The 20,574-nt window shown below is 71.1% G+C and carries 17 protein-coding genes; 8 read left to right on the plus strand and 9 right to left on the minus strand.

Translation table 11 applies throughout. The annotated features are described in order from the left end of the window. Window positions 1-12 precede the first annotated feature (12 nt). The 5 genes from IO24_RS0101225 to IO24_RS0101245 form a co-directional block, all read right to left on the minus strand. Window positions 13-1,356, minus strand: a complete 1,344-nt coding sequence (locus IO24_RS0101225; RefSeq protein WP_031130816.1) for an LLM class flavin-dependent oxidoreductase — start codon at window positions 1,354-1,356, stop codon at window positions 13-15. After that, a complete protein-coding gene (locus IO24_RS0101230) occupies window positions 1,353-2,087 on the minus strand; it encodes an ABC transporter ATP-binding protein (protein WP_031130818.1) in 735 nt (244 codons plus the stop codon). Before IO24_RS0101230 ends, IO24_RS0101225 begins: the two co-directional genes overlap by 4 nt. Next, window positions 2,063-2,938 carry an ABC transporter permease gene (locus IO24_RS0101235; protein WP_031130820.1) on the minus strand — a complete coding sequence of 292 codons (876 nt, stop codon included), beginning with the start codon at window positions 2,936-2,938 and terminating at the stop codon, window positions 2,063-2,065. Before IO24_RS0101235 ends, IO24_RS0101230 begins: the two co-directional genes overlap by 25 nt. Further along, window positions 2,935-3,993: an ABC transporter substrate-binding protein gene (locus tag IO24_RS0101240; protein WP_031130822.1), complete on the minus strand. Its 1,059-nt coding sequence runs from the start codon at window positions 3,991-3,993 to the stop codon at window positions 2,935-2,937. The genes IO24_RS0101235 and IO24_RS0101240 overlap by 4 nt, the downstream gene beginning before the upstream one ends. 231 nt (window positions 3,994-4,224) lie before the next feature. Next, window positions 4,225-5,424 carry an ROK family protein gene (locus IO24_RS0101245; protein WP_031130824.1) on the minus strand — a complete coding sequence of 400 codons (1,200 nt, stop codon included), beginning with the start codon at window positions 5,422-5,424 and terminating at the stop codon, window positions 4,225-4,227. 449 nt (window positions 5,425-5,873) lie between these two features. Here IO24_RS0101245 and IO24_RS0101250 point away from each other — a divergent pair, with 449 nt between their 5' ends. Further along, window positions 5,874-6,455 carry a biotin transporter BioY gene (locus tag IO24_RS0101250; protein ID WP_031130827.1) on the plus strand — a complete coding sequence of 194 codons (582 nt, stop codon included), beginning with the start codon at window positions 5,874-5,876 and terminating at the stop codon, window positions 6,453-6,455. An 87-nt stretch (window positions 6,456-6,542) separates the two neighbouring features. Here IO24_RS0101250 and IO24_RS0101255 read toward each other — a convergent pair whose 3' ends face one another. After that, window positions 6,543-7,268: a hypothetical protein gene (locus tag IO24_RS0101255; RefSeq protein ID WP_031130829.1), complete on the minus strand. Its 726-nt coding sequence runs from the start codon at window positions 7,266-7,268 to the stop codon at window positions 6,543-6,545. A gap of 193 nt (window positions 7,269-7,461) precedes the next feature. Here IO24_RS0101255 and IO24_RS0101260 point away from each other — a divergent pair, with 193 nt between their 5' ends. Continuing rightward, window positions 7,462-9,357, plus strand: a complete 1,896-nt coding sequence (locus IO24_RS0101260) for a serine/threonine-protein kinase (RefSeq protein WP_078898821.1) — start codon at window positions 7,462-7,464, stop codon at window positions 9,355-9,357. A 121-nt stretch (window positions 9,358-9,478) separates the two neighbouring features. Here IO24_RS0101260 and IO24_RS0101265 read toward each other — a convergent pair whose 3' ends face one another. Next, window positions 9,479-10,969: an amino acid permease gene (locus tag IO24_RS0101265; RefSeq protein WP_031130834.1), complete on the minus strand. Its 1,491-nt coding sequence runs from the start codon at window positions 10,967-10,969 to the stop codon at window positions 9,479-9,481. Window positions 10,970-11,249: 280 nt separating this feature from the next. Between IO24_RS0101265 and IO24_RS0101270 the strand changes: the two genes are divergently transcribed. Both IO24_RS0101270 and IO24_RS0101275 read left to right on the plus strand, forming a co-directional pair. Then, window positions 11,250-11,735, plus strand: coding sequence for a ribose-5-phosphate isomerase (locus tag IO24_RS0101270; protein ID WP_031130836.1), 486 nt, complete (start codon window positions 11,250-11,252; stop codon window positions 11,733-11,735). Between the two features lie 429 nt (window positions 11,736-12,164). Further along, window positions 12,165-12,974, plus strand: coding sequence for an Fpg/Nei family DNA glycosylase (locus IO24_RS0101275; protein WP_031130838.1), 810 nt, complete (start codon window positions 12,165-12,167; stop codon window positions 12,972-12,974). 13 nt (window positions 12,975-12,987) lie between these two features. Here IO24_RS0101275 and IO24_RS0101280 read toward each other — a convergent pair whose 3' ends face one another. After that, window positions 12,988-14,238 carry a GNAT family N-acetyltransferase gene (locus IO24_RS0101280; protein WP_031130840.1) on the minus strand — a complete coding sequence of 417 codons (1,251 nt, stop codon included), beginning with the start codon at window positions 14,236-14,238 and terminating at the stop codon, window positions 12,988-12,990. Window positions 14,239-14,400: 162 nt separating this feature from the next. Between IO24_RS0101280 and IO24_RS0101285 the strand changes: the two genes are divergently transcribed. After that, window positions 14,401-15,579: a PP2C family protein-serine/threonine phosphatase gene (locus IO24_RS0101285; RefSeq protein WP_031130842.1), complete on the plus strand. Its 1,179-nt coding sequence runs from the start codon at window positions 14,401-14,403 to the stop codon at window positions 15,577-15,579. Window positions 15,580-15,611: 32 nt separating this feature from the next. Then, window positions 15,612-16,073, plus strand: coding sequence for an HD domain-containing protein (locus tag IO24_RS0101290; RefSeq protein ID WP_031130844.1), 462 nt, complete (start codon window positions 15,612-15,614; stop codon window positions 16,071-16,073). Window positions 16,074-16,088: 15 nt separating this feature from the next. Here IO24_RS0101290 and IO24_RS0101295 read toward each other — a convergent pair whose 3' ends face one another. Continuing rightward, a complete protein-coding gene (locus tag IO24_RS0101295; RefSeq protein WP_037667046.1) occupies window positions 16,089-17,273 on the minus strand; it encodes an acyltransferase family protein in 1,185 nt (394 codons plus the stop codon). 623 nt (window positions 17,274-17,896) lie between these two features. Between IO24_RS0101295 and IO24_RS0101300 the strand changes: the two genes are divergently transcribed. Both IO24_RS0101300 and IO24_RS0101305 read left to right on the plus strand, forming a co-directional pair. Next, complete coding sequence (locus IO24_RS0101300) at window positions 17,897-18,091, plus strand: hypothetical protein (protein ID WP_031130848.1); 195 nt, start codon at window positions 17,897-17,899, stop codon at window positions 18,089-18,091. Window positions 18,092-18,198: 107 nt separating this feature from the next. After that, on the plus strand, window positions 18,199-20,574 hold the full coding sequence (locus tag IO24_RS0101305; RefSeq protein WP_031130850.1) for a serine/threonine-protein kinase: 2,376 nt from the start codon (window positions 18,199-18,201) through the stop codon (window positions 20,572-20,574).

Raw genomic sequence — 20,574 nt, forward strand, 5'->3', positions numbered from 1 at the left:
GTTCCTTCCGGATCAGACGAGAGCGGGGGCGATGACGTGCTGGTTGGCGGGGCGCGGAAGGCCGTACCGCTCCCGCAGGGTCCGGTGGTGGTCGCCGTACTCCGTGCGGAGCAGCCCGCGGGTGCGCAGGATCGGGACGACGTGGTCGACGAAGGTCTCCAGGCCCGAGGGCAGCACCGCGGGCATGATGTTGAAGCCGTCCGCCGCGCCCGACTCGAACCAGAGCCCGATCGTGTCGGCGACCTGATCGGGCGTCCCGGCGAAGGTGAGGTGCCCGCGCCCGCCGCCGAGCCGCCCGATCAGCTGCCGCACGGTGAGCCGCTCGCGCCGGGCCAGCTCCACGACGAGTGTGTAGCGGCTCTTGGCGCCCTCGATGGCGCTCTCCGGCGGCAGGTCGGCCGGCAGCGGGCCGTCGAGGTCCAGGGTGCCGGGGTCCAGGTGCAGCAGCCGCTCCAGGCGGTCCACTCCGTGCGCGTGCACGATGTGGTCCTCCAGGACCCGCTCGTTCGCCCGCGCCTCGGCCTCCGTGGAGCCGATCACCGGGACGATGCCCGGCAGCACCTTGATGTGGTCGGCGTCGCGGCCGGCCGCGACGGCCCGGGCCTTGAGGTCGGCGTAGAAGGCCCGTGCGTCCTCGACGGTCTGCTGGGCGGTGAACACGGCCTCCGCGTACCGGGCGGCGAACCGTTTGCCGTCCTCGGAGGAGCCGGCCTGCACGAGCAGCGGGTAACCCTGCGGTGTGCGGGGGACGTTGAGCGCCCCCTCGACGCTGAAGAAGCGCCCCCGATGCCGGGGCGGGTGGATCTTCGCGTCGTCGCCCCACACGCCCGCCGCCTTGTCGGCGACGATCGCGTCGTCCTCCCAGCTGTCCCACAGCTTCAGCGCCACGTCGAGGAACTCGGCGGCCCGCGCGTACCGCTCGGCGTGCGCCGGCTCGGCGTCCAGACCGAAGTTGCGGGCGGCCTCGGCACCGGCGGTGGTGACGATGTTCCAGCCCGCCCGGCCGGCGCTGAGATGGTCCAGCGTGGCGAACTTGCGGGCCAGGTTGTAGGGCGAGTTGTACGAGGTGGAGGCCGTGGCGATCAGGCCGATGTGCTCGGTCGCCGTCGCCAGCGCGGTCAGCAGCGTGATCGGCTCCAGCGCCCCGGCGGGCCGCTGGCCCGCACTGCTCCACAGCTGCGGGCCGTCGGCGAGGAACAGCGAGTCGAAGGTACCGCGCTCGGCGATCCGGGCGAGCCGTACGTAGTGCGCCAGGTCCACGTGCGCGTACGGGTCGCTCTCGGGCAGCCGCCAGGACGCCTCGTGGTGGCCGGTGTTCATCAGGAACGCGTTGAGGTGCAGCTGTCTGCGGGTCATCGGTGGTCCTCCGTGACACCGAGCGCGGCCAGCAGCCGCTCCCGGTACTCGCCGAGCAGGGGGTCGCGGTACGACCGCGGGTGCGCGCGGTCGATGGTGAGGTCGAGGCCGATCCGGCCCTGGTCGAGGACGAGCACCCGGTCGGCGAGCACGATCGCCTCGTCCACGTCGTGGGTGACCAGCAGAACCGACGGCCGGTGACGCTCCCACAGCTCCCGGAGCAGGCCGTGCATCCGGATCCGGGTGAGCGCGTCCAGCGCCCCGAACGGCTCGTCGGCCAGCAGCAGTTCCGGCTCGCGGACCAGCGACCGGGCCAGGGCTGCCCGCTGGGCCTCCCCGCCGGACAGCTCGCCCGGCCAGGCCCGCTCGCGGCCCTTCAGCCCGACTTCCTCCAAGGCCTCCCGGCCGCGCCGCTCGGCGTCCTTGCCGTCCAGGCCGAGCAGGACGTTGGCGAGCACCCGCCGCCAGGGCAGCAGCCGGGAGTCCTGGAAGACGACCGACACCCGCTCGGGCGCGGTCAGCTGCCCGGAGCCCGTGACGCCGTGGTCGAGTCCGGCGATCGCCCGCAGCAGCGTGCTCTTGCCGGAGCCGCTGTGCCCGAGCAGAGCCGTGAGCTGCCCGGCGGGCAGATCGAGGTCGATGCCGTCGAGGACCGTGCGGCCCTCGAACGACCGGGTCAGGCCGCGCAGTCGGACGGCGGGACGGGTCAGCTGCTCAGTGTGCGGCGCCATGACAGCACCCTCCGTTCGACGATGCGGACCGCGCTGTCGGAGATGAGGCCGAAGATGCCGTAGACGACCAGGCCGACGAGGATGACGTCCGTCTGGCCGTAGTTCTGCGCCTGGAACATCATGTAGCCGAGGCCGCTGGTGGCGTTGATCTGCTCCAGCACCACCAGGCCCAGCCAGGAACCGGTCACGCCGAGCCGCAGCCCGACGAAGAAGCCGGGCAGGGCGCCGGGGATGACGACCTGCCGGATGAACTGGAGCTTCGACAGGCCCTGCACCTCGGCGAGTTCGACGAAGCGGCTGTCGATGCCGGACAGCGCGGCGTGTGCGTTGAGGTAGATCGGGATGTAGACGACGATCGCGATGACGGCGGTCTTGAAGGTCTCGCCGATGCCCAGCCAGAGGATGAACAGCGGGATCAGACCCAGGGTGGGGATGGCCCGGTTGAGGTTGACCGTCCCGTCGATCTGCGCCTCGCCGGTGCGGGTCAGCCCGGACACCAGCGCGAGCAGGATGCCCGCGGTCAGACCGATCGCGAAGCCGGTGGCCGCGCGCTGCAACGAGGTCAGGATGTCGTCCGGCAGTGTGCCCGCCGTCCACAGCCGGCCGCCCGTCTCCAGTACCGCCCAGGGGGCCGGGATCGCGCCCGGGTCGAGCAGCCCGGCGGCCGAGGCGACGCTCCACAACGCGAGGACGACGGCGGGTCCGACGAGCCGGGTGGCGGGCAGCCGCTTGCCGGGAGCCAGCCGCCGGCGCCTGCGCACCTGGCGCGTCGCCTCCTCGGCAGGGGCGGCGACGGGCGCGGTGGTACTCGTGTGCGTCGTCGTGTGTGTGGTCGTGGTCACGGCGGTCACCTCCGGTACTCCGCGGGCACGGCCTTCGCCGCGAGGGACTCGAATCGGTGGTCGAAGAGCTCGGAGACGTCGAACCTCTTCACGAAGCCGCCCTCCGCGAGCAGATCCGCGGTCTCCTGCTCCCATGTGATGGCCTCGTCCCAGCGGGGCGGGAACAGCGGCTTGTTGGCCAACGCGGTGACCGCCTTCGCCTGGGCCAGAGTCAGGTTCTGCGTCCCGACGTAGAACTGCTCGTTCCACTCGTCGGGGTGCTCGTACGTCCACACCTGGCTCTTCGCCCAGTACGGGACGTACGCGGCGACCGCGGCGGCCTTCGCGGAGTCGTTCAGCACCGAGACCGGCGCCCACAGCAGGTTCAGCAGGTCGACCACGTCCGTGGTGATGGTGCGGGCCGACTTGTACTGCGCCAGATACGCGGGCGCCTGCGTGTTGCCGAGCGGGGCGATGTCCACCTGCCCGGACTGCAGGGCGGTGAGGAACTGGTTGCTGGTCAGCGGCACCAGCTCCACGTCGTCGTACGTCAGCCCGGCCTTCTCGAGGGCCCGCAGCAGAACGACGCCCTGCGCCTGGCCCTGGGAGAAGGCGAGCCGCCTGCCCTCGAAGTCGGCGACGGTACGGATGTCGCTGCCTGGCTTGGTGGCGAACAGGTAATTGGGCTTACGGGTGATGTTGATCGCGACGATCTTCGCGTCGAATCCCTGGTAGTGCGCCTGGATCGGCGGAATTCCCGCGTTGTTGGCGACGTCCAGCGACTTCGCGCGGAACGCGTTGATGACATCGGGGCCCGCGCCGATGTTCAGCCAGTCGGCCACCTTGAACGGCAGATCGCGGAACCCGGCGAGCTTGAACTGGAGTTGCTGCGCGTTCTGGTACGAGGAGATCTTCAGGCTCGTCCCCGCGGGAACCTGGGAGGCCAGGGGAGCGTCGGAGGCCGTCTCGCCGGCCGCGGCACTGCTGTCCGCGCAGCCGCTCAGTCCGGCCGCCGCGGCCGTCACGCCGAGCAGTGAGGTCAGGAACAGGCGCCGGTCGAGACCGGAAACGGGGGGCGAGGGCATGGAAGGCTCCCTGGGTATGGAAGACGGCACAGCAAGCGGAATTCCGGGCAGGAAGAGGCCTGCCAAGGGAATTCACGCGAATGTCACAAAGGAAGAAGAAGGCGCTCCGTGAAGGGGCGCCGGGGGCGCGTCAACGGGTCAGCAACAGAGGGTGCGACAGCTCGTGAGCGGGCTCATGAACAGGATGTTCCTGGTCAGCGGCCGTTCCTGTCAACATTCCGAGTTTCTGAATTAAATAGCCTCAGGTGACGCGGCCAGCGGGTCCCGGTAGAGGACGTCGAGAGCCACCGAACCCCCCGCCACGGCCAGCACGGAATCCGGGAAACTGATCGGTGAGACGGTCGCGGCGCGATCCGCTCCGACCTCGTCGCGCAGCGCAACCAGACAGTCCTCCCGGTGCATGGCCCCGATCTCCGTCACGACCACCCGCTCGGGATTGAGCACATCGAGCAGCAGCCCCACCGCACGCCCGACCCGCCGCGACCGCTCCCGCAGCAGCCGCACGGCCACCGGGTCACCGGCCGCCGCGGCACCGACCACGTGCATCGGGTTCACCCCGTCGACGACCCCCGCCTCACGGGCCCGCCGGCACAGGGTCCGCTCGCTCAGCTCGGCCTGGAGGCAACCCACCCGGCCGCACGCGCAGGGCTCCGTGCCGCCCGGCACCGGCAGATGGGCGATCGCCCCGGCCTGGGAGCGCGGCCCGTGGTGCACCTCGTCCTGGGTGGCGAACGCCGCGTCGACCACATGCCCGGCGAACAGGTGCAGCACACTGCGGCTGCCCCGCGCCCGCCCGAACAGCCGCTCCGCGTTCACCAGCGCCCGCGCGTGTCCGTCCACATGGACGGGCAGCCCGGTGCGCGCCCCGAGCACCTGCCGTACCGGTACCTCCCGCCAGCCCAGCAGCGGATGCTCCACGACGGTGCCCGAGTCCCGGTCCACCCAGCCGCCCGTCGCGAACCCGACCCCCAGCGCGCTGCTGCCGGGAGCCGCGGCGAGCAGCGCCGCCAGCCCGTCGGCCGCCCGGGCCAGCACCCGCGCGGGCTCGGCCCGTTCGTGCTTCACCTCGCTGCGGGCCACCACCCGCCCGCGCAGGTCCAGCAGCGCGACCGTGGTGTACGGCACCGCCACATGCACGCCGCCCACCACGAACCGCGAGCCGTCCAGGTCGACCGGCAGATGCGGCCGCCCCACGCCCTTGGACCGCCGCAGCACGGCGGACTCACGGATGAGGCCCAACTCGGCGAACCGGGCGCAGTAGTCGGTCACGGACGCCGGGGACAGACCGGTCAGCCGGGCGATGGTGCTGCGCGCGACCGGCCCGTGCTCCAGCACGGACCGCAGGACGACGCTCGCGCTCGTGCGGCGTCGGTCGCTGTCGGCGACACGGGGGACGGGGGACGTCAGAAGGGGAGCCGCGGTACGGGGCATGGGAATCTTCCTGGAGGCCGGTCCGACACTGCGCCGTCTCGATCGGCGGGCCGGATCCCTCCGCCCCGCCTCACAGAGGGCGGCGACAGGTGGCCGTGCCCTGGCGTCGCAGGTCGACATAGCGACGCGACGAGAAGTACCGGGCCTGGGCAACCATGTCGGCGACGCTAGCAAAAGGGCCCCGGGCTGCCCAGACGGCGACCGACGGGCGAGACGGCGCACTCTGTGCCTTTGGGGGAAACCTACAGACGACCGGTTTCGCCCTCCCGTGTCATATGGCACGCCATCACCGTGACCGGCATCACGCCGTACCCGCTGTAACCCGCGCTCTTTGTCCGAAGCAGACCAACGGCCGGTCCACGCCTTTGTGGACCGCTGACGGTGATCGGGACGAGGGCGCTGGGATAGCGTCACGGTGTCCCACCGGCCCTCACCTTCGCGGAGTCCCCATGAGCACCGCCGCCGCCACACCCGCCCGCGCCGGACAGGTCCTCGCCGACCTGCTCCCCGCCTCCCGAGTCCGGGACGCGGCCCTCGTGCTCGGCGGCGCCGCGCTCACCGGCCTCGCCGCCCAGATCTCCGTGCCCGTGCCGGGCTCCCCGGTGCCGGTGACCGGCCAGACCTTCGCCGCGCTGCTCGTCGGCACGTCCCTCGGCGCCGGCCGCGGCTTCCTCGCGCTGGCGCTGTACGCCCTCGCGGGCATCGCCGGGGTGCCGTGGTTCGCCGGCGCCTCCTCCGGTGTCGCCCCCTCCTTCGGCTACATCCTCGGCATGATCCTCGCCTCCACCGTCGTCGGCGCCCTGGCCCGCCGCGGCGCCGACCGCTCGATGCTGCGCATGGCCGGCACGATGCTGGTGGGCGAGGCGATCATCTACGCCATCGGCGTGCCCTACCTGGCCCTCGCCACCGGCATGTCCGCCACCGCCGCGATCGCGGCCGGCCTCACGCCCTTCCTCATCGGCGACGCGCTGAAGGCGGCGCTGGCGATGGGCGCCCTGCCGACGGCGTGGAAGTTCGCGAACAAGCGCTGAAATCGCGGGTATCGCCGAGAGGCCCGCCGGGGCACGAGTATCCCCGGCGGGCCTCTCGGCGTCCGAGCGGCGCGACAGGCGGCTGGTTCAGCCCTCCTGACCCACCGGCCGCCGCCGCTGCGACCACCACATGCCGGCCACGCCCGTCGCGAGCAGCGACGCACCGGCCGCGCCCAGCGGCAGCAGATCACGGGCCGGACCGGTCTTCGGCAGCTCCTTGCCGCCCGGACCCGCCGGCTCGTTGTCGGTGCCGAGCAGCAGCGGCGTGGCCGGGGCGTCCGGCGACGGGTTGCTGGTACCGAACGGCACCGGGCCCTGCTGCCAGAAGGTCTTCTTCCCGTCGTCCGTCTGCACGGGCAGACAGATCTTTCCGGTCTTGCCGAGGTCGAACGTCGCGTCGACTTCGTACGACTTCGACTTACCGGCCGCGAGATTGTCGATCGGGCATGCGAATCCGCTGTTCGAACCCTCCGGAAGCCCGTTCTCGGGTATCGCCGAACATCCCTCGACGCCCTTGACGACAAGCCCGTCGAAACCGACCACCAACAGCCTGATCTTCCCGCTGTCCTTGCTCCCCTCGTTCTTCACCGTGGCGGTAATCGCCGTCTTTTCCGAACCGTTGTCGACCGAGATCTTCACGGGCAGCAGCGTGGTGAGCTTCACCCCTGCCGGCGCCTCGTCAACCGCCTTTCCCCCCTTGCCGCTCGCGGGCCCCTCGTCCTCCGCGCCGGCCGTGCCGGAAAGGATCATCACCGCCGAGAAAGATGCCATGACCAGCGATCCCGCGACCGCTGTCGTACGACGAGAACTCATGTTCGTCCCCCTTGCGTCCCCCTGGGCTGCGCCTGAATTCGCAGCACTGAAAGAGGTACCACAAGATTTCGCCGCACTATCCTGAGACGGCTCGAAGTGTGACCGTTGTGTTTCACTGGAGTCGGTCGCGGCGTCGTGGAGGGGGTGCAGCGGATTGCCGGGGAATGCGAACAGTGGCGGTGTTCCAGGGATATTGGTGACGGGGCGCTATCGGTTGGTCGAAAGTATCGGCCAGGGGGGAATGGGGCGGGTGTGGCGAGCCGCCGACGAAATACTCGACCGGCAGGTCGCCGTCAAGGAAATGCGGATCGACGGTCTCGACGCGGAGGACAGCAGGACCCGCCGCGAACGCACCCTGCGCGAGGCCCGCGCCACGGCCCGCATCGACCACCCCAATGTCGTACGCGTCTACGACGTGGTCGACGAGGGCGAACGCCTGTGGATCGTCATGGAGTTGGTCACAGGCCCCTCCCTCGAACGGATCCTCTCGGAGACCGGCCCACTGAGCCCCGGCGAGACGGCCCGCATCGGACTCGGTCTGGTCGCGGCGCTACGGCAGGTGCACGAACGCGGCGTACTGCACCGCGACATCAAGCCCGGAAACGTGCTCGTGGAACACGCGGACGGGATGGCCGGATCCGCACGCGGCAACGGCAGCGGTTCCGGCCGGCGACGCCGGGTCGTCCTCACCGACTTCGGCATCGCCGCGATCCAGGACGCCAAGGCACTCACGATGGTCGGCATGCTGGTGGGCTCGCCCGACTACATGGCCCCCGAGCGCATCTCCGGCCGCCCCCAGGGCCCACCGTCCGACGTCTGGTCCCTCGGCGCGACCCTCTGCGCGGCCCTGGGCGGCCGCTCCCCGTTCTCCCGCGACACCACGCTGGCGACACTGCACGCGGTCCTGTACGAGGAGCCCGAACTCCCCGGTGCATCCGGCCCGTTGCGGGACATCCTGACGTCCCTGCTGGCGAAGGAACCGTCGGCTCGCCCGGACCTGGAGGCGCTCGAAACGGCGCTGCGACCGGTGGCGTTTCCGGCTCCGACACCGACGGTCGCGGTGGGGCTGGGGGAGCCGGAGCCTGTGGCGGACGAGGCGCCCGCACCGAGTCCGGAACCGGAGCCCGACCCCGACCTGGAAACCACTCTCGGGGGACAACAACTCTCCCCACAGCCGCAGTCGCGGGCGCCTCTTTCTGCACCCCCGGAGGAATCACCCACCCCCGCGTACCTCCCGGCGCCCCGGGACCCCCGCCGGCCCGCCCCCGCCCCGGAGCAGCACCACCACACCGCGGGCGCCACCCCCACGACGACGTCCGCGAAGGCCAGGGGCCCTGTCTCGCTCACGCGCGCTCAAGCGGAGACCGAACGCCGGCCCCACCCCACACCCGCACCCTTGCCGATGCCGCCCGGCGAACTCCCCGGGCCGGCCGTCCCGGCCACACCCCGCCCCCGTAGCGGCGCAGGCCGTCGCCGTACGGTGCTCACCGCCGCGGCGGCCACGCTCGCCACCGCCGGAACCGTCGCGGGAATCCTGCTGGCGACGTCGTCGGGCTCACCGGGCGGTGACGACACTCCCCGTGCGGGTTCCTCGGCGTCCACGCCGGCGACCACCGGGGACACCACTCCCTCGCCCACCGTCGAGGGCACCACCAGGCCGCTGACCCTGCCGCCCGGCACGCACCGGGAGGCCGGTGGGTTCGCCTGGGCGACACCCGACGGCTGGCGGCGGGACGTGAAGACGGGGGCGGAGGTGCACTACACCTCCCCGGACGGGTCCCAGGAACTGGTCGGCAAGTCCTCCCTGGCCCGCGGCGACCTGCTGGAGTCGTGGCAGACCTCGGAGCGCAACGCCCGCCAGGGCCGGGACTACCGCAAGATCCGCCTGGAGGAGACGACGTTCCGCGGTCACCCGGCGGTGGTCTGGGAGTACACGTTCACGCTGCAGGGCGTCCACTGGCACGCCCGTCTGCTCGGCTTCAACGTGACCGGCAAGTCGTACCAGGTCAACACGTGGTACGAGGACGGGATCGAGCAGGAGGCACTCGCCACCTACGAGAGGGTCAAGGACAGTTTCACAGTGCTGTAGGCAACGGTGCTGTGGGCAACGGTGCTGTGGGCCCACGAAAAGGGGGCCCGTCGTGCGTGCAGCCGGGCGACGGCACGCACAACGGGCCCCCGTTCACGGCGAACGGTGAGCGGCCGGAGGATCAGCCGGCCGAAACCTCGCTCCGCTCCGCGTCCTGCTCCTGCGGGGCGCCGTCAACAGGCCGGCGCCCACGGACCTTCTGCTTCACGAAGGCGATGACGAGCACCACCGCCGCGACGAGCAGCGACAGCAGGATGGTCTGGCGTCCGTCGTGCTCGGTGTCGGTGAGCATGTAGCCGAGGATGAACACGATCAGCGCGGCGGTCGCCCAGGTCAGATACGGGTACAGCCACATCTTCACCACGAGCTTCTCGGGCGCCTCCGCCTTGATGATCTTCCGCATGCGCAGCTGGGAGAAGCAGATCACCAGCCACACGAACAGGGCGACAGCGCCACTGGAGTTCACGAGGAAGAGGAAGACGGAGTCCGGGAACTTGTAGTTGAAGAAGACCGCGACGAAGCCGAAGGCGACGGAGGCGAGGATCGCCGTGCGCGGCACGCCGTTGGACGTCGTGCGGGCGAAGGCCTTCGGTGCGTCGCCGCGCCGGCCGAGCGAGAACGCCATGCGGGAGGCGGTGTAGAGGCCGGAGTTGAGACAGGACAGCACCGAGGTCAGCACGATGAAGTTCATGATCTGCCCGGCGTGCGCGATACCGAGGGAGTCGAGCGCGGCGACGTAGGAGCCGTCCTTGGTGATGGACTTGCTGTCCCACGGCAGCAGGCACACGACGACGGCGATCGAGCCGAGGTAGAAGACGGCGACACGCCAGATGATGCTGTTGGTGGCCTTGGTGACGGCCTGCCGCGGGTTCTCGGACTCACCGGCGGCCAGCGTGGCGATCTCGCTGCCCATGAAGGAGAAGACGACGAGCAGCACACCGGTGAGGATGGCGCCGGCCCCGTGGGGCAGGAAGCCGCCGTGCTCGGTGAGGTTGCTCAGCCCGGCCTGCTCACTGTCCACACCCGGCAGCAGCCCGAACACGGCCAGTCCGCCGATGACGATGAACGCGGCGATGGCGACGACCTTGATGCCCGCGAACCAGAACTCGAACTCGCCGTAGGAGCCGACGGAGACCAGGTTGGTGGCGGTCAGCACCAGCATCACGATCAGGGCCCAGCCCCACTGCGGCACGGCCGGTATCCAGCCCTCCAGGATCACGGCGCCGGCGGTCGCTTCGACCGCCAGCACGACCACCCAGAAGAACCAGTACAGCCAGCCGATGGAGAAACCGGCCCAGGGCCCGAGGGCCCGGTCGGCGTGGGCGGAGAAGGAACCCGAGGTCGGGTTGGCGGCCGACATCTCACCGAGCATCCGCATCACCAGCACCACGAGCGTGCCGACGAGGGCGTACGACAGCAGGATGCCGGGCCCCGCGGTGGCGATGCCGGAGCTGGACCCCACGAAGAGTCCGGCGCCGATGACACCACCGATGGCGATCATCGAAAGATGCCGGTTCTTGAGCCCGGCCTGCAGTCCGGAGCCCTCGGCTCCGGGTTCTCCGGGCCCTCCGGGGTCGTTTCCGGTCTTGTTCAGAGTCGGCTGCGAGGTCATGGAACGGATTTCCTTTGCGCCGGGGAGCTGTACTTCCGTACGGAACCGCACGAGCCGTACGAACGGGGTGTGTCGCGGCATCACGGTGTACGGGGAGGCTCGTACGAGCGGTGTACGAGCCGGTCCAGTGAATCGGAGGCGAACGTTTAGGAGAACCTTTGAATCCAGATTGTTACTTGAGGTTTTCCTGAGGTTCAGTAATGCGGCTCACATGTGCCTCGGGTTTTCATGGGCGCCACCCCGCGCGCCTTCCCCGAAACACCCGTGTCACACTCGTCCCATGCGCGTGTACCTCGGCTCGGACCATGCGGGCTACGAACTCAAGAACCACCTCGTCGAGTGGCTGAAGGAGGCGGGTCACGACCCCGTCGACTGCGGCCCGCACATCTACGACGCCCAGGACGACTACCCGCCCTTCTGCCTCCGTGCAGCGGAGCGCACGGCCGCGGACCCCGACGCCCTCGGCGTCGTCATCGGCGGCTCGGGCAACGGCGAGCAGATCGCCGCGAACAAGGTCAAGGGCGTCCGCGCGGCCCTCGCCTGGAGCGAGGAGACGGCGTCCCTGGGCCGCCAGCACAACAACGCGAACGTCGTCGCGGTGGGCGCGCGCATGCACTCGCAGGACGAGGCGACGAAGTTCGTGGAGACCTTCCTCGGCACGCCGTTCTCCGGTGACGAACGTCACATCCGCCGAATCGACATGCTCGCGTCCTACGAAACGACCGGCGACCTCCCCCCGATCCCGCCGCACCACCCCCAGCAGTAACCCACCCCCACGACAGCCACGCCGCCTGGGCGACGGCCGTGGCGCCCAGGACGGGGAGGGAGCGGCTCTGCCCCCAGGCAGGGGGCTCCGCCGTCCCCAGGCAGGCAGCAGCGCTGCGCTCTCCGGCGGGCTTTGGTCTATGTCCCCAGGGGGCTTTGCCCTCAGGCGGGCCGGAACTCTGCCCCATGCAGGGCCATAGCTCTGTCCCCGGGGAGGGCCGTGGCTCTGTCGGCGTCCGGGGCGGAGCACAGCGGGGGCACGGGGCGGAGCCCGCCGGGGGCACGGGGGCGGAGCCCCCGAGAAGGGTGCAGGGGACGAAGTCCCCGCCGGGGTTCCGGGGCGGAGCCCCGAGGCGTTTCGGCTCGGGCCTCTCGGCCGACCGCGTCGGGCGGGTGGGTGGGCAAAAGGCAACGATCACAGGGAGCACCCGTGCCGGAAGGCCACACCATCCACCGCCTCGCCCAGGACTACGCCGCCGCCTTCCTCGGCACAAAACCCCGCACCACCAGCCCCCAGGGCAAGTTCACCCCCGCCGCCACCCTCCTCACCGGCACGGAACTCACCCACACGGAAGCCCACGGAAAACACCTTTTCCTCGGCTTCCGCGACACCGACTGGATCCACATCCACCTCGGCCTCTTCGGCAAGGTCACCTTGGGCCCGGCCCCCGAACCGCCCCCCACCGACACCGTCCGCCTCCGCCTGGCGAACGAGACCACGTACGTGGACCTCCGAGGCCCCACCACCTGTGCCCTCATCACCCCCCCGGAGAAGCAGGCGATACACGACCGCCTGGGCCCGGACCCGCTCCGCGACGACGCCGACCCGGACACCGCGTACCGCCGCATCGCCCGCAGCCGTACGACGATCGCCGCCCTCCTCATGGACCAGAAGGTCATCGCAGGCGTCGGAAACGTCTACCGCGCGGAGGTCCTCTTCCGGCACCGCATCGACCCGTACCGCCCCGGCAAGGACATCACCCCCGCCGAGTGGCACGCGATCTGGACCGACCTGGTCGACCTCATGCACGAGGGCGTCCGCAACAACCGCATCGACACGGTCCGCCCGGAGCACACCCCGGAGGCGATGGGCCGCCCGCCCCGCGTGGACGACCACGGCGGCGAGGTGTACGTCTACCGCAGGGCCGACCTGCCCTGCCACATCTGTGCCGGCGAGATCCGCACCGCCGATCTCGCCGCCCGCAACCTCTTCTGGTGCCCGGCCTGCCAGCGCCCCTGAGGCGGCCGGGGCATCAGAACCCGTGCGGCAGCCACGGCGGCACGCCCGCCCCGAAGGCGAGCGACGTCTCCGCCAGCGCCCCCCGCCGAACCTCCCGTACCCGCCCCGCCGCCCCCAGCGAGGCCAGGGGCACACCCCCGAGATACGCGGCGCCCAACTCCCGTACGGACAGGGCGACATCCGCCGCATCCGCCGTACGTTCGCAGGATGCTCCCTTCGCGTCCCCGCTCAATCGCCAACGCCCGGAGTTCCAGGGACAGAACGCGTCCTCCACCTCGAACACCACATCCACCGGCGCCTGATACGTCCGCGCCTCCAGCGCGGCTCCCACCTCCACCGGCCGCACGTACAGGGAGTCCCGCAACGACGGCCGGCACCGCCGCTGGTCGGACACGAGGTACTGCCACGCGTCGTCCACCGGGCGCCCCCGCACGTTCACCTTCGACGTCAGGTCGATCCCGAACAGGAACCGCCACAACGCCGCGTCCGCGGCGGGGTCCAGCGCCGCCAAGTCCTCGACGATCACGGTGCCGTGGGGCCCGGACGGCTCCCAGGCGGGCTTGACGCGGTACCGCGCGTACCCGACCGTCTCCCCGTCCCGCTCGGCGAGCACGCACTGCAGGGGCGACGCCCCGTCCCGTTCGCTCTCCGGGTCGAGCACCCCGAGCCGCTCCCAGCCGGGCCGCCGGGCCAGCATGCCGGGCCGCGCCGGAACCAGCCGGGCGTACACCGCCTCGCACACGTCGAGCACATCGGCCGGTACCGCGTACCGCACCCGTACGTCATCCGTACCGTCCGGCACCGACAGCCGTACCCGGGTCGTGTCGATCTCGGCGGTCAACGAGACGGTCGCGTTGCCGTATCCGAACCGCCCGTAGATCGCGGGCTCGGACGCGGTGAGCACGGCCAGCGGCTCACCCCACGCGCGCACATCGTCCAGCTGCCGCCGCATCATGGCCGTCAGCAGGCCGCGCCGACGGTGCGTGGCGGCCACGCTGACCATCGTGACGCCCGCGACCGGCAGTGACGCGCCGCCGGGCACGGTGAGCCGGAAGCTGAACGCCCCGGCCGTCCCCACGCACTCGTCCCCGTCCCAGACACCGATGGAACGGTCGAACTCGGTCAGTGAGTTCCACAACTGCCGCTCTTCGGCGGACTCCGGCACCCCTCCGAAGCCCCGTATCAGGGTGTCGTACCACTTGTCCCAATCGTCCTGGCGGAGGACCCGCACGTCGGGCGAAAGGCCTTTCGCGTCAGCTGCCATGAGCCATGCCTACCAGGGCAGTGCGGGGCGAGCGAGGCAATTTCTCCCGGGTGGCGGCGCGGCGGAGCGTTGTGAAGTTCACTGTGAAGTCGGCCCTCGGACGGGGGACAAGTGGGACCTCCCGTGCCAAGCGGCTGGTCCGATGGATAGGGTCCCGAACTAATGGCATCAGGACGAGAGCGGCGCGCGGAAGCCGACACGTTCACGGCCCGGTTGAACAAGCAGTGGCACCGGGTCCGCGTCGGCGTGCGCCGAGCGGCCGTGGACTACTTCCGCGGCAACGGCTCGGACTGGATCGCCCTGGCCGGCCTGCTCATGGCGGTCCCCCTGATCGCGTCGGCGACGCTGGCGAACTCGGTGTGGTTCTCACCGGCCGCGCTGGTGCTGCCCGTCGTCGTGGGCGGGCTGCTGCTGCGCCCGGCGAGCCTGCTCGGCCTGTACGCGGCGGCGGCCACGGCACTGATCGTGGAGTCGGTGCAGCTGGGCCCGTACACGGAGGGCCCGTCGAGGGTCACCCCGGGCGTCGTGCTCGTGGTCGCGGCCTGCGGCTTCTTCGGGCTGCTCCTGGCCCAGTTCCGCAGCCGGGTCGGTGTGCCCTGGCGGCGCGGCGGCACCATGCTCTTCGACCTGCGCGAACGTATCCGGGTGCAGAGCAAGCTGCCCGGCCTGCCGGACGGCTGGCACCGGGAGATGGCGCTGCGCCCGGCGGGCGGCCAGTCGTTCTCGGGCGACTTCGTGGTGGCGGCGCGCACCAACGGCGGCCGTACGCTCGAAGTCGTCCTCACCGACGTCTCCGGCAAGGGCATGGACGCGGGCTCCCGCGCCCTGCTGCTGTCCGGTGCGTTCGGCGGTCTGCTCGGCTCCCTCCCGCCGCACGCCTTCCTCCCGGCCGCGAACGGCTATCTCCTGCGCCAGGACTGGGACGAGGGCTTCGCCACCTCCATCCACCTGGTCCTCGACCTGGACTCCGGCGACTACGAGCTCTACACCGCGGGGCATCCGCCGGGCCTCCAGCTCAGCGCCGGCAGCGGCCGCTGGGAGGAGAAGGCGGCCGAGGGCCCGCTCCTCGGGGTGTACGACGGTGCCCAGTTCGATCCGGTGAAGGGCTCACTGCGACCCGGGGACGTGCTGATGCTGTTCACGGACGGCCTGGTGGAGACCGCCGACCGCGACATCGTCGAGGGCATCGACCGCCTCACCGGTGAGGCCGACCGCTATGTGGCCGGCGGTTTCCACGGTGCGGCCTGGCACCTCATCGAGGCCGTCGCCAAGGACGTCAACGACGACCGGGCCCTGCTGCTGATCTGCCGCGAGGGACCGACAGCGGCCGCCACCCGCTGAGGTGCGGTTCTCCTCAGGTGCACACTGGTGCCGTGACCGAGACACCCCGCATCCCGCTGACCCTGGCCCAGGTCGAGGCCACCGCCCGCGCCGCGCACAGCGGCCAGACCGACAAGGCGGGACGGCCGTACACCGAACACCTCCAGGCCGTGGCGGAGGGCGTACGGGTGCGGGGCGGCGACGAGGAGCAGATCGCGGCGGCCTGGCTGCACGACGCCGTCGAGGACGACGCCCTCTCCCCGCGGTGGCTGCGCGAGGCCGCGCTGAGCAGCCGTACGAAGGACATCGTCCTCGCGGTCACCAAACGGGCGGGGGAGCCGCCGGAGGCGTACGCCGCGCGGATCCTCGCCACGCCCGGCGCGCTGCTGGTGAAGGAGTCGGACCTGGCGCACAACGCGGACCCGGCCCGTCTCGCGGTCCTCGACGAGGCGACCCGCACACGACTGACCGAGAAGTACGCACGGATGCGCGCGCTTCTCGGTCTCGTCGGATGAATCCAGCGGTGCGGGTCAGGCGTTGACCTTCTCGCGCTCGCGCTCGCGCCGCTCGGCGCTCTGGCGTTCGCGGGCGAGTTCGGCGGCGTCCCGCTTGAAGGCCCACTCCATCTTCGGCTCCATCGCGAACCGGAAGACCCGCTGCACCGGCTTGGTGCACAGCACCGTCACGACGGCGGCCGCGAGGACGGTCACGAGGATCTCACCGGCTGGATGGTGCAGCCAGGACGCCTCGAACCAGCCCTGGTAGTCGCCGGCCTTCACCAGGAAGCCGTGCAGCAGGTAGCCGTAGAGCGTGCCGGCGCCGAGGGCGGTGAACCACATGCGGCGGCGCGGCACCCAGGCGAAGAAGCAGGCGGTCAGCACCAGGGAGCAGCCGAACATCGCGAGCACCATGACCGGGCCGGTCCACCACGGGGCGCCCAGTTCCTGCGCGGCGTCACGGTGGTAGAACCACGCGGTGTTCATGCGCGGCACCGCCCACCAGCTGAAGGCCAGTGCGGCGGCGAACACGGGCACCGAGGCGATCCGCACCGAACGGCGGCGCACCATGTGGAAGTGCTCGGGCTTCATCACCAGGCCCAGCACGAAGAACGGCAGGAACTGCAGGACGCGCTGCAGGTCCAGGTCGTCGCCGATCTCCGGGGTCACGGTCGCCAGCATGGCGAGCCCCAGCGCGAGCGGCAGCGGCCGGCGCACCAGGTTCCAGATGGGGGTGGTCAGGCGCCAGATGAACAGCGCGACCAGGAACCAGGTCAGGTACCAGGGGTCGAGAAGGCTGATCTCCTGGTGCGGGTCGTTGTCGATGACTCGCTTGAAGAGCGGATAGGCCGTCTCGAAGATGATGTACGGCACGGCGACGCCGGTGATCAGGCGCTTCAGCCGGTCGGGCCGCATGTCGAAACTGCGGGAGAAGTAGCCGGAGATGATGATGAACGCCGGCATGTGGAACGCGTAGACGACCTGGTACGCCGCCTCGAGTATCCGGCTGTCGCCCTTGAGCGGCTCCCAGGCGTGGCCCATGGCGACCAGGACGATCGCGAGGTACTTGGCGTTGTCGAAGAAGGAGTCGCGCTGCTTGCCGTTCTGCTTCTTCTGCGTGCTCTGCGGCGAGCGGGGGCTCGGCACTCCGTCGGCCGGCGACTGTGCCGGGGGAAGTGGCGCCCTGCGGTCGCCGTTCGGTCGCAGCGAGTTCGTCACAGACCCTCCCACCAGGAGCTCGGGGAGACGATCCGGGACCTCGCTGCGCGTGCGGGGGACGAGGCAGCGTGGAACATCTGAGGCACCCTAGCGTTCCCTGCAGCTATTCGTAAAACGCCGGACGTGATTCCTGGCTATTCGCTGCGGGTACCCCGGATTACGGGCAGTTGACGTCACTGTCGACGTGACGGCCAACACATCGTCCGATGCCGGATTGTGTGCACCGACTGAGCCCTGCTTGTCGTGATACTTCCGGACTAAGCGAGGCATAAGACCAGCAGGCGACTCCAGTGGAATGTCTGCTTCAGCCCCCCTTCGGTCCCTGGACCGCACGGCTGTTGACGGGCTTGTGGCAACAATTCGAATTAGCTGCGAACGCGTTGTGTGGAGATGGAAACGATACGGCCGAATTCCCTGTGCGGGTGGCTCTTCGAATTGCCGTACGACTGCCCGGAGTCGAGCCTCCGCGCACGGGCGGCACACACGGGCGGAGCGACACAGGTGTGGTCGATGCGTCACCGGCCGCATAGCCCGGCCGCGTTGGTGGCACGATGGTTCTGGCGGGGGTGCGCGGGGTCGCGTCCCCGGGCCGGGAGAGCGGACCGACCGAGGGTGTGATCAGTGTGGCCATTTCACTGTCTGTGGTTCTGCTGTTGGCGATCATCCTTGTGGTGTTGATCAGAGGGGGGTCCATCAAGGCAGGGCCGGCGATCGTGGCGATCCTGTTCGGCTTCTTCCTCGCCTCGACCGGTATGGCCCCGTCCATCAACCGGTTCCTCAACTCGATAGCGGACACCATCAACTCCATCAGCTTCTGACCGGGGCGCCGGCGCCCCCTCCCGAGCCCTGCGCTGCGGGCCCGGTGCAGGGGCGGTTACGCTCGCCCCGACCACAGGACGGTGCGTGACGGGGGGAACGTTCGGGGATGGCGCTGCGCGATTCTGACCCGGCGGAGGTGGGCGGCTACCGCATCGAGGACCGCCTCGGCTCCGGCGGCATGGGTGTGGTCTACCTGGCCCGCTCGGCCTCCGGCCGACGCCTCGCCGTCAAGGTCGTCCACAGTCAGTACGCCGACGACGACGAGTTCCGCGCCCGTTTCCGTCGCGAGGTGGCCGCCGCCCGCCAGGTCAGCGGCGCCTTCACGGCCCCCGTCGTGGACGCGGACGCCGACGCCACACACCCCTGGATGGCCACGCTCTACATACCGGGCTCGGACCTCGGCACCCATGTCCGCGGGCACGGCCCGCTCCCGCTGCCCCGCCTGCGCGGTCTCGCCGCCGGCCTCGCCGAGGCGCTGCGCGACATCCACCGCGCCGGGGTCGTCCACCGCGACCTGAAACCGGCCAACGTGATGCTCGCCGAGGACGGCCCCCGCGTCATCGACTTCGGCATCTCCCGCGCCGCCGAGTTCGCCGCCTCCGACGTCCTCACCCAGACCGGTCGCGTCATGGGCACCCCGCCCTTCATGTCCCCGGAGCAGTTCGCCGCCCCCCAGGATGTCGGCCCGGCCGCCGACATGTTCTCCCTCGGCTCGGTCCTCACCTACGCCGCCACCTGCCGCGGCCCCTTCGACAGCCCGAGCCCGTACGAAACGGCCCTGCGCGTCGTCGAGGGCGAGCCGGACCTCACCGGCGTCCCCGACGAACTGCTCCCCTTCATCCGCCTCTGCCTGGAGAAGCACCGGAAGGACCGCCCCGCCGCGGACGAACTGTTCACGCTGCTCCGCGAGGGCGGCACCCCCGGCCCCCTCCTGGTGCCCGGCACCGGCGCACCACGCCCCGTACGGCCGTGGCCGGGCGCCCCGCCGACCGAGCCGGCCGGCACCGCATGGCCCGGCACGGCCCGCGCCGAGCGGGACGAGACGTCGCACCGCCTGCCCGAGGAGGCGGACGCCGAACGGGACGAGTCGCGGCACCCGCGGCCCGGCAGGACCCCGACGGAACAGCACCAGTCCCTACCTGACCCGGCCGGGGCACCGGCGCCCGAGGCGGAGCGCACCCGCGGCCGCCGCAGACACGGACTGCTGCTGGTCACGGCCGCGGTGGCCGTCGCGCTCGCCGCGATCGTCACCACCACCGTCACCCTGATCCGCGACAACGACCGCCCGCCCTCCTCCACCGCCAGGGCGGCCGACCTTCCCGAGGGCTGGAAGCCGTGGGTGGCCACGGTGAAGACCCCGGACAAGGACAACGGCGTCCTGGGCGGAACCGACACGCCCCTCAAGGGCTGCTCCGTCGTCGACGCCTCCCTGGTGTGTGCCGGCTCCGACCTCATGGCGACCCGCTTCGGTCTCGCCGACGGCCGCAACACCTGGAGCCGGGCCGTCGACGCCACCCCCGACGGCGCCTTCGGCGACGAGGGCGCGCTCATCGGCACCGGCGACGGACGCGTCTTCACCTACGGGGCCGACGACGCGGAAGGAACGAGCGGCGTCGGCTCCAGCTACGCGGTCCACGCCCTGGCCGCCGACACCGGCAAGGAATTCTGGCGGACCCCGACCGGCAGCGGCGAGACGGCATCGGTCCCCGACAGCACGCAGGGCGCCGCCACGGCCGTGCCCGAGGGCGTCGTCACCTTCTACGGATCACAGGGCGACCAGTACGCCCTGCTCGACGCCGACACCGGGAAGGTCCGCTGGCGGCAGCCGAGGCCGGACACCCGGGGCGACTGCGCGCTGGACTCGGCGGCCGGCCGTGCCTATCTGATCTGCGCGACCGTGACGAACGACGGAGAGACAGCCGAAAGCACCGTCTCCGAGATCGACCCGGCCACCGGCAGGGCCCGCTGGACCGTCGAGGCCGAGGGCGACCTGGACCTGCTCGGCCGCCAGGAGGGACGCCTGGTGTTCGCGGACGGCCGGTCCACGGCGACCCGCGATCTCACCCTGATCGACGTCTCCTCGCACGAGCTCACCGTGCGCCGACTGGCCAAGCCCCGGCCCGAGGAGTCGAGGGCGTACCTGGTGCGCGGCACCGTCTACTTCACCCGCAGCAGCGGCGGCGTCCGCGCCGTCTCGCCGAGCACCGGGCGGACGCTGTGGGAATCCAACTCCACCCTGGAGCGGCAGGGACCGCCGGCCGCCTCCGCCACCCACGTGTACTTCGCCTCGCCCAGCGGCCGCCTGGCCGCCCTGAACGCGCGCACCGGCAAGGTCGAGCACACCCGGGAGGGCCGCGACGACGGCGGCCGGGCCGACAACATACTCGTCACCTCCGGAGCACCGCTCCTCCTCGTCGGCGACGCCCTGTACGTCCCGTACGGCGTCCGGTCCGTCTACACCGTGGACGTCCGCAACCTCTGA

It is taken from the genome of Streptomyces flavovariabilis, assembly GCF_000725785.1.
In the GTDB taxonomy this organism is placed as follows: domain Bacteria; phylum Actinomycetota; class Actinomycetes; order Streptomycetales; family Streptomycetaceae; genus Streptomyces; species Streptomyces hawaiiensis.

Bases quoted from the DNA above. Each gene is read 5' to 3' on its own strand.
- IO24_RS0101245 (WP_031130824.1), bottom strand. From the start codon at position 5,424: ATGCCCCGTACCGCGGCTCCCCTTCTGACGTCCCCCGTCCCCCGTGTC.
- IO24_RS0101225 (WP_031130816.1), bottom strand. From the start codon at position 1,356: ATGACCCGCAGACAGCTGCACCTCAACGCGTTCCTGATGAACACCGGC.
- IO24_RS0101305 (WP_031130850.1), top strand. From the start codon at position 18,199: ATGGCGCTGCGCGATTCTGACCCGGCGGAGGTGGGCGGCTACCGCATC.
- IO24_RS0101230 (WP_031130818.1), bottom strand. From the start codon at position 2,087: ATGGCGCCGCACACTGAGCAGCTGACCCGTCCCGCCGTCCGACTGCGC.
- IO24_RS0101255 (WP_031130829.1), bottom strand. From the start codon at position 7,268: ATGAGTTCTCGTCGTACGACAGCGGTCGCGGGATCGCTGGTCATGGCA.
- IO24_RS0101270 (WP_031130836.1), top strand. From the start codon at position 11,250: ATGCGCGTGTACCTCGGCTCGGACCATGCGGGCTACGAACTCAAGAAC.
- IO24_RS0101240 (WP_031130822.1), bottom strand. From the start codon at position 3,993: ATGCCCTCGCCCCCCGTTTCCGGTCTCGACCGGCGCCTGTTCCTGACC.
- IO24_RS0101250 (WP_031130827.1), top strand. From the start codon at position 5,874: ATGAGCACCGCCGCCGCCACACCCGCCCGCGCCGGACAGGTCCTCGCC.
- IO24_RS0101265 (WP_031130834.1), bottom strand. From the start codon at position 10,969: ATGACCTCGCAGCCGACTCTGAACAAGACCGGAAACGACCCCGGAGGG.
- IO24_RS0101285 (WP_031130842.1), top strand. From the start codon at position 14,401: ATGGCATCAGGACGAGAGCGGCGCGCGGAAGCCGACACGTTCACGGCC.
- IO24_RS0101280 (WP_031130840.1), bottom strand. From the start codon at position 14,238: ATGGCAGCTGACGCGAAAGGCCTTTCGCCCGACGTGCGGGTCCTCCGC.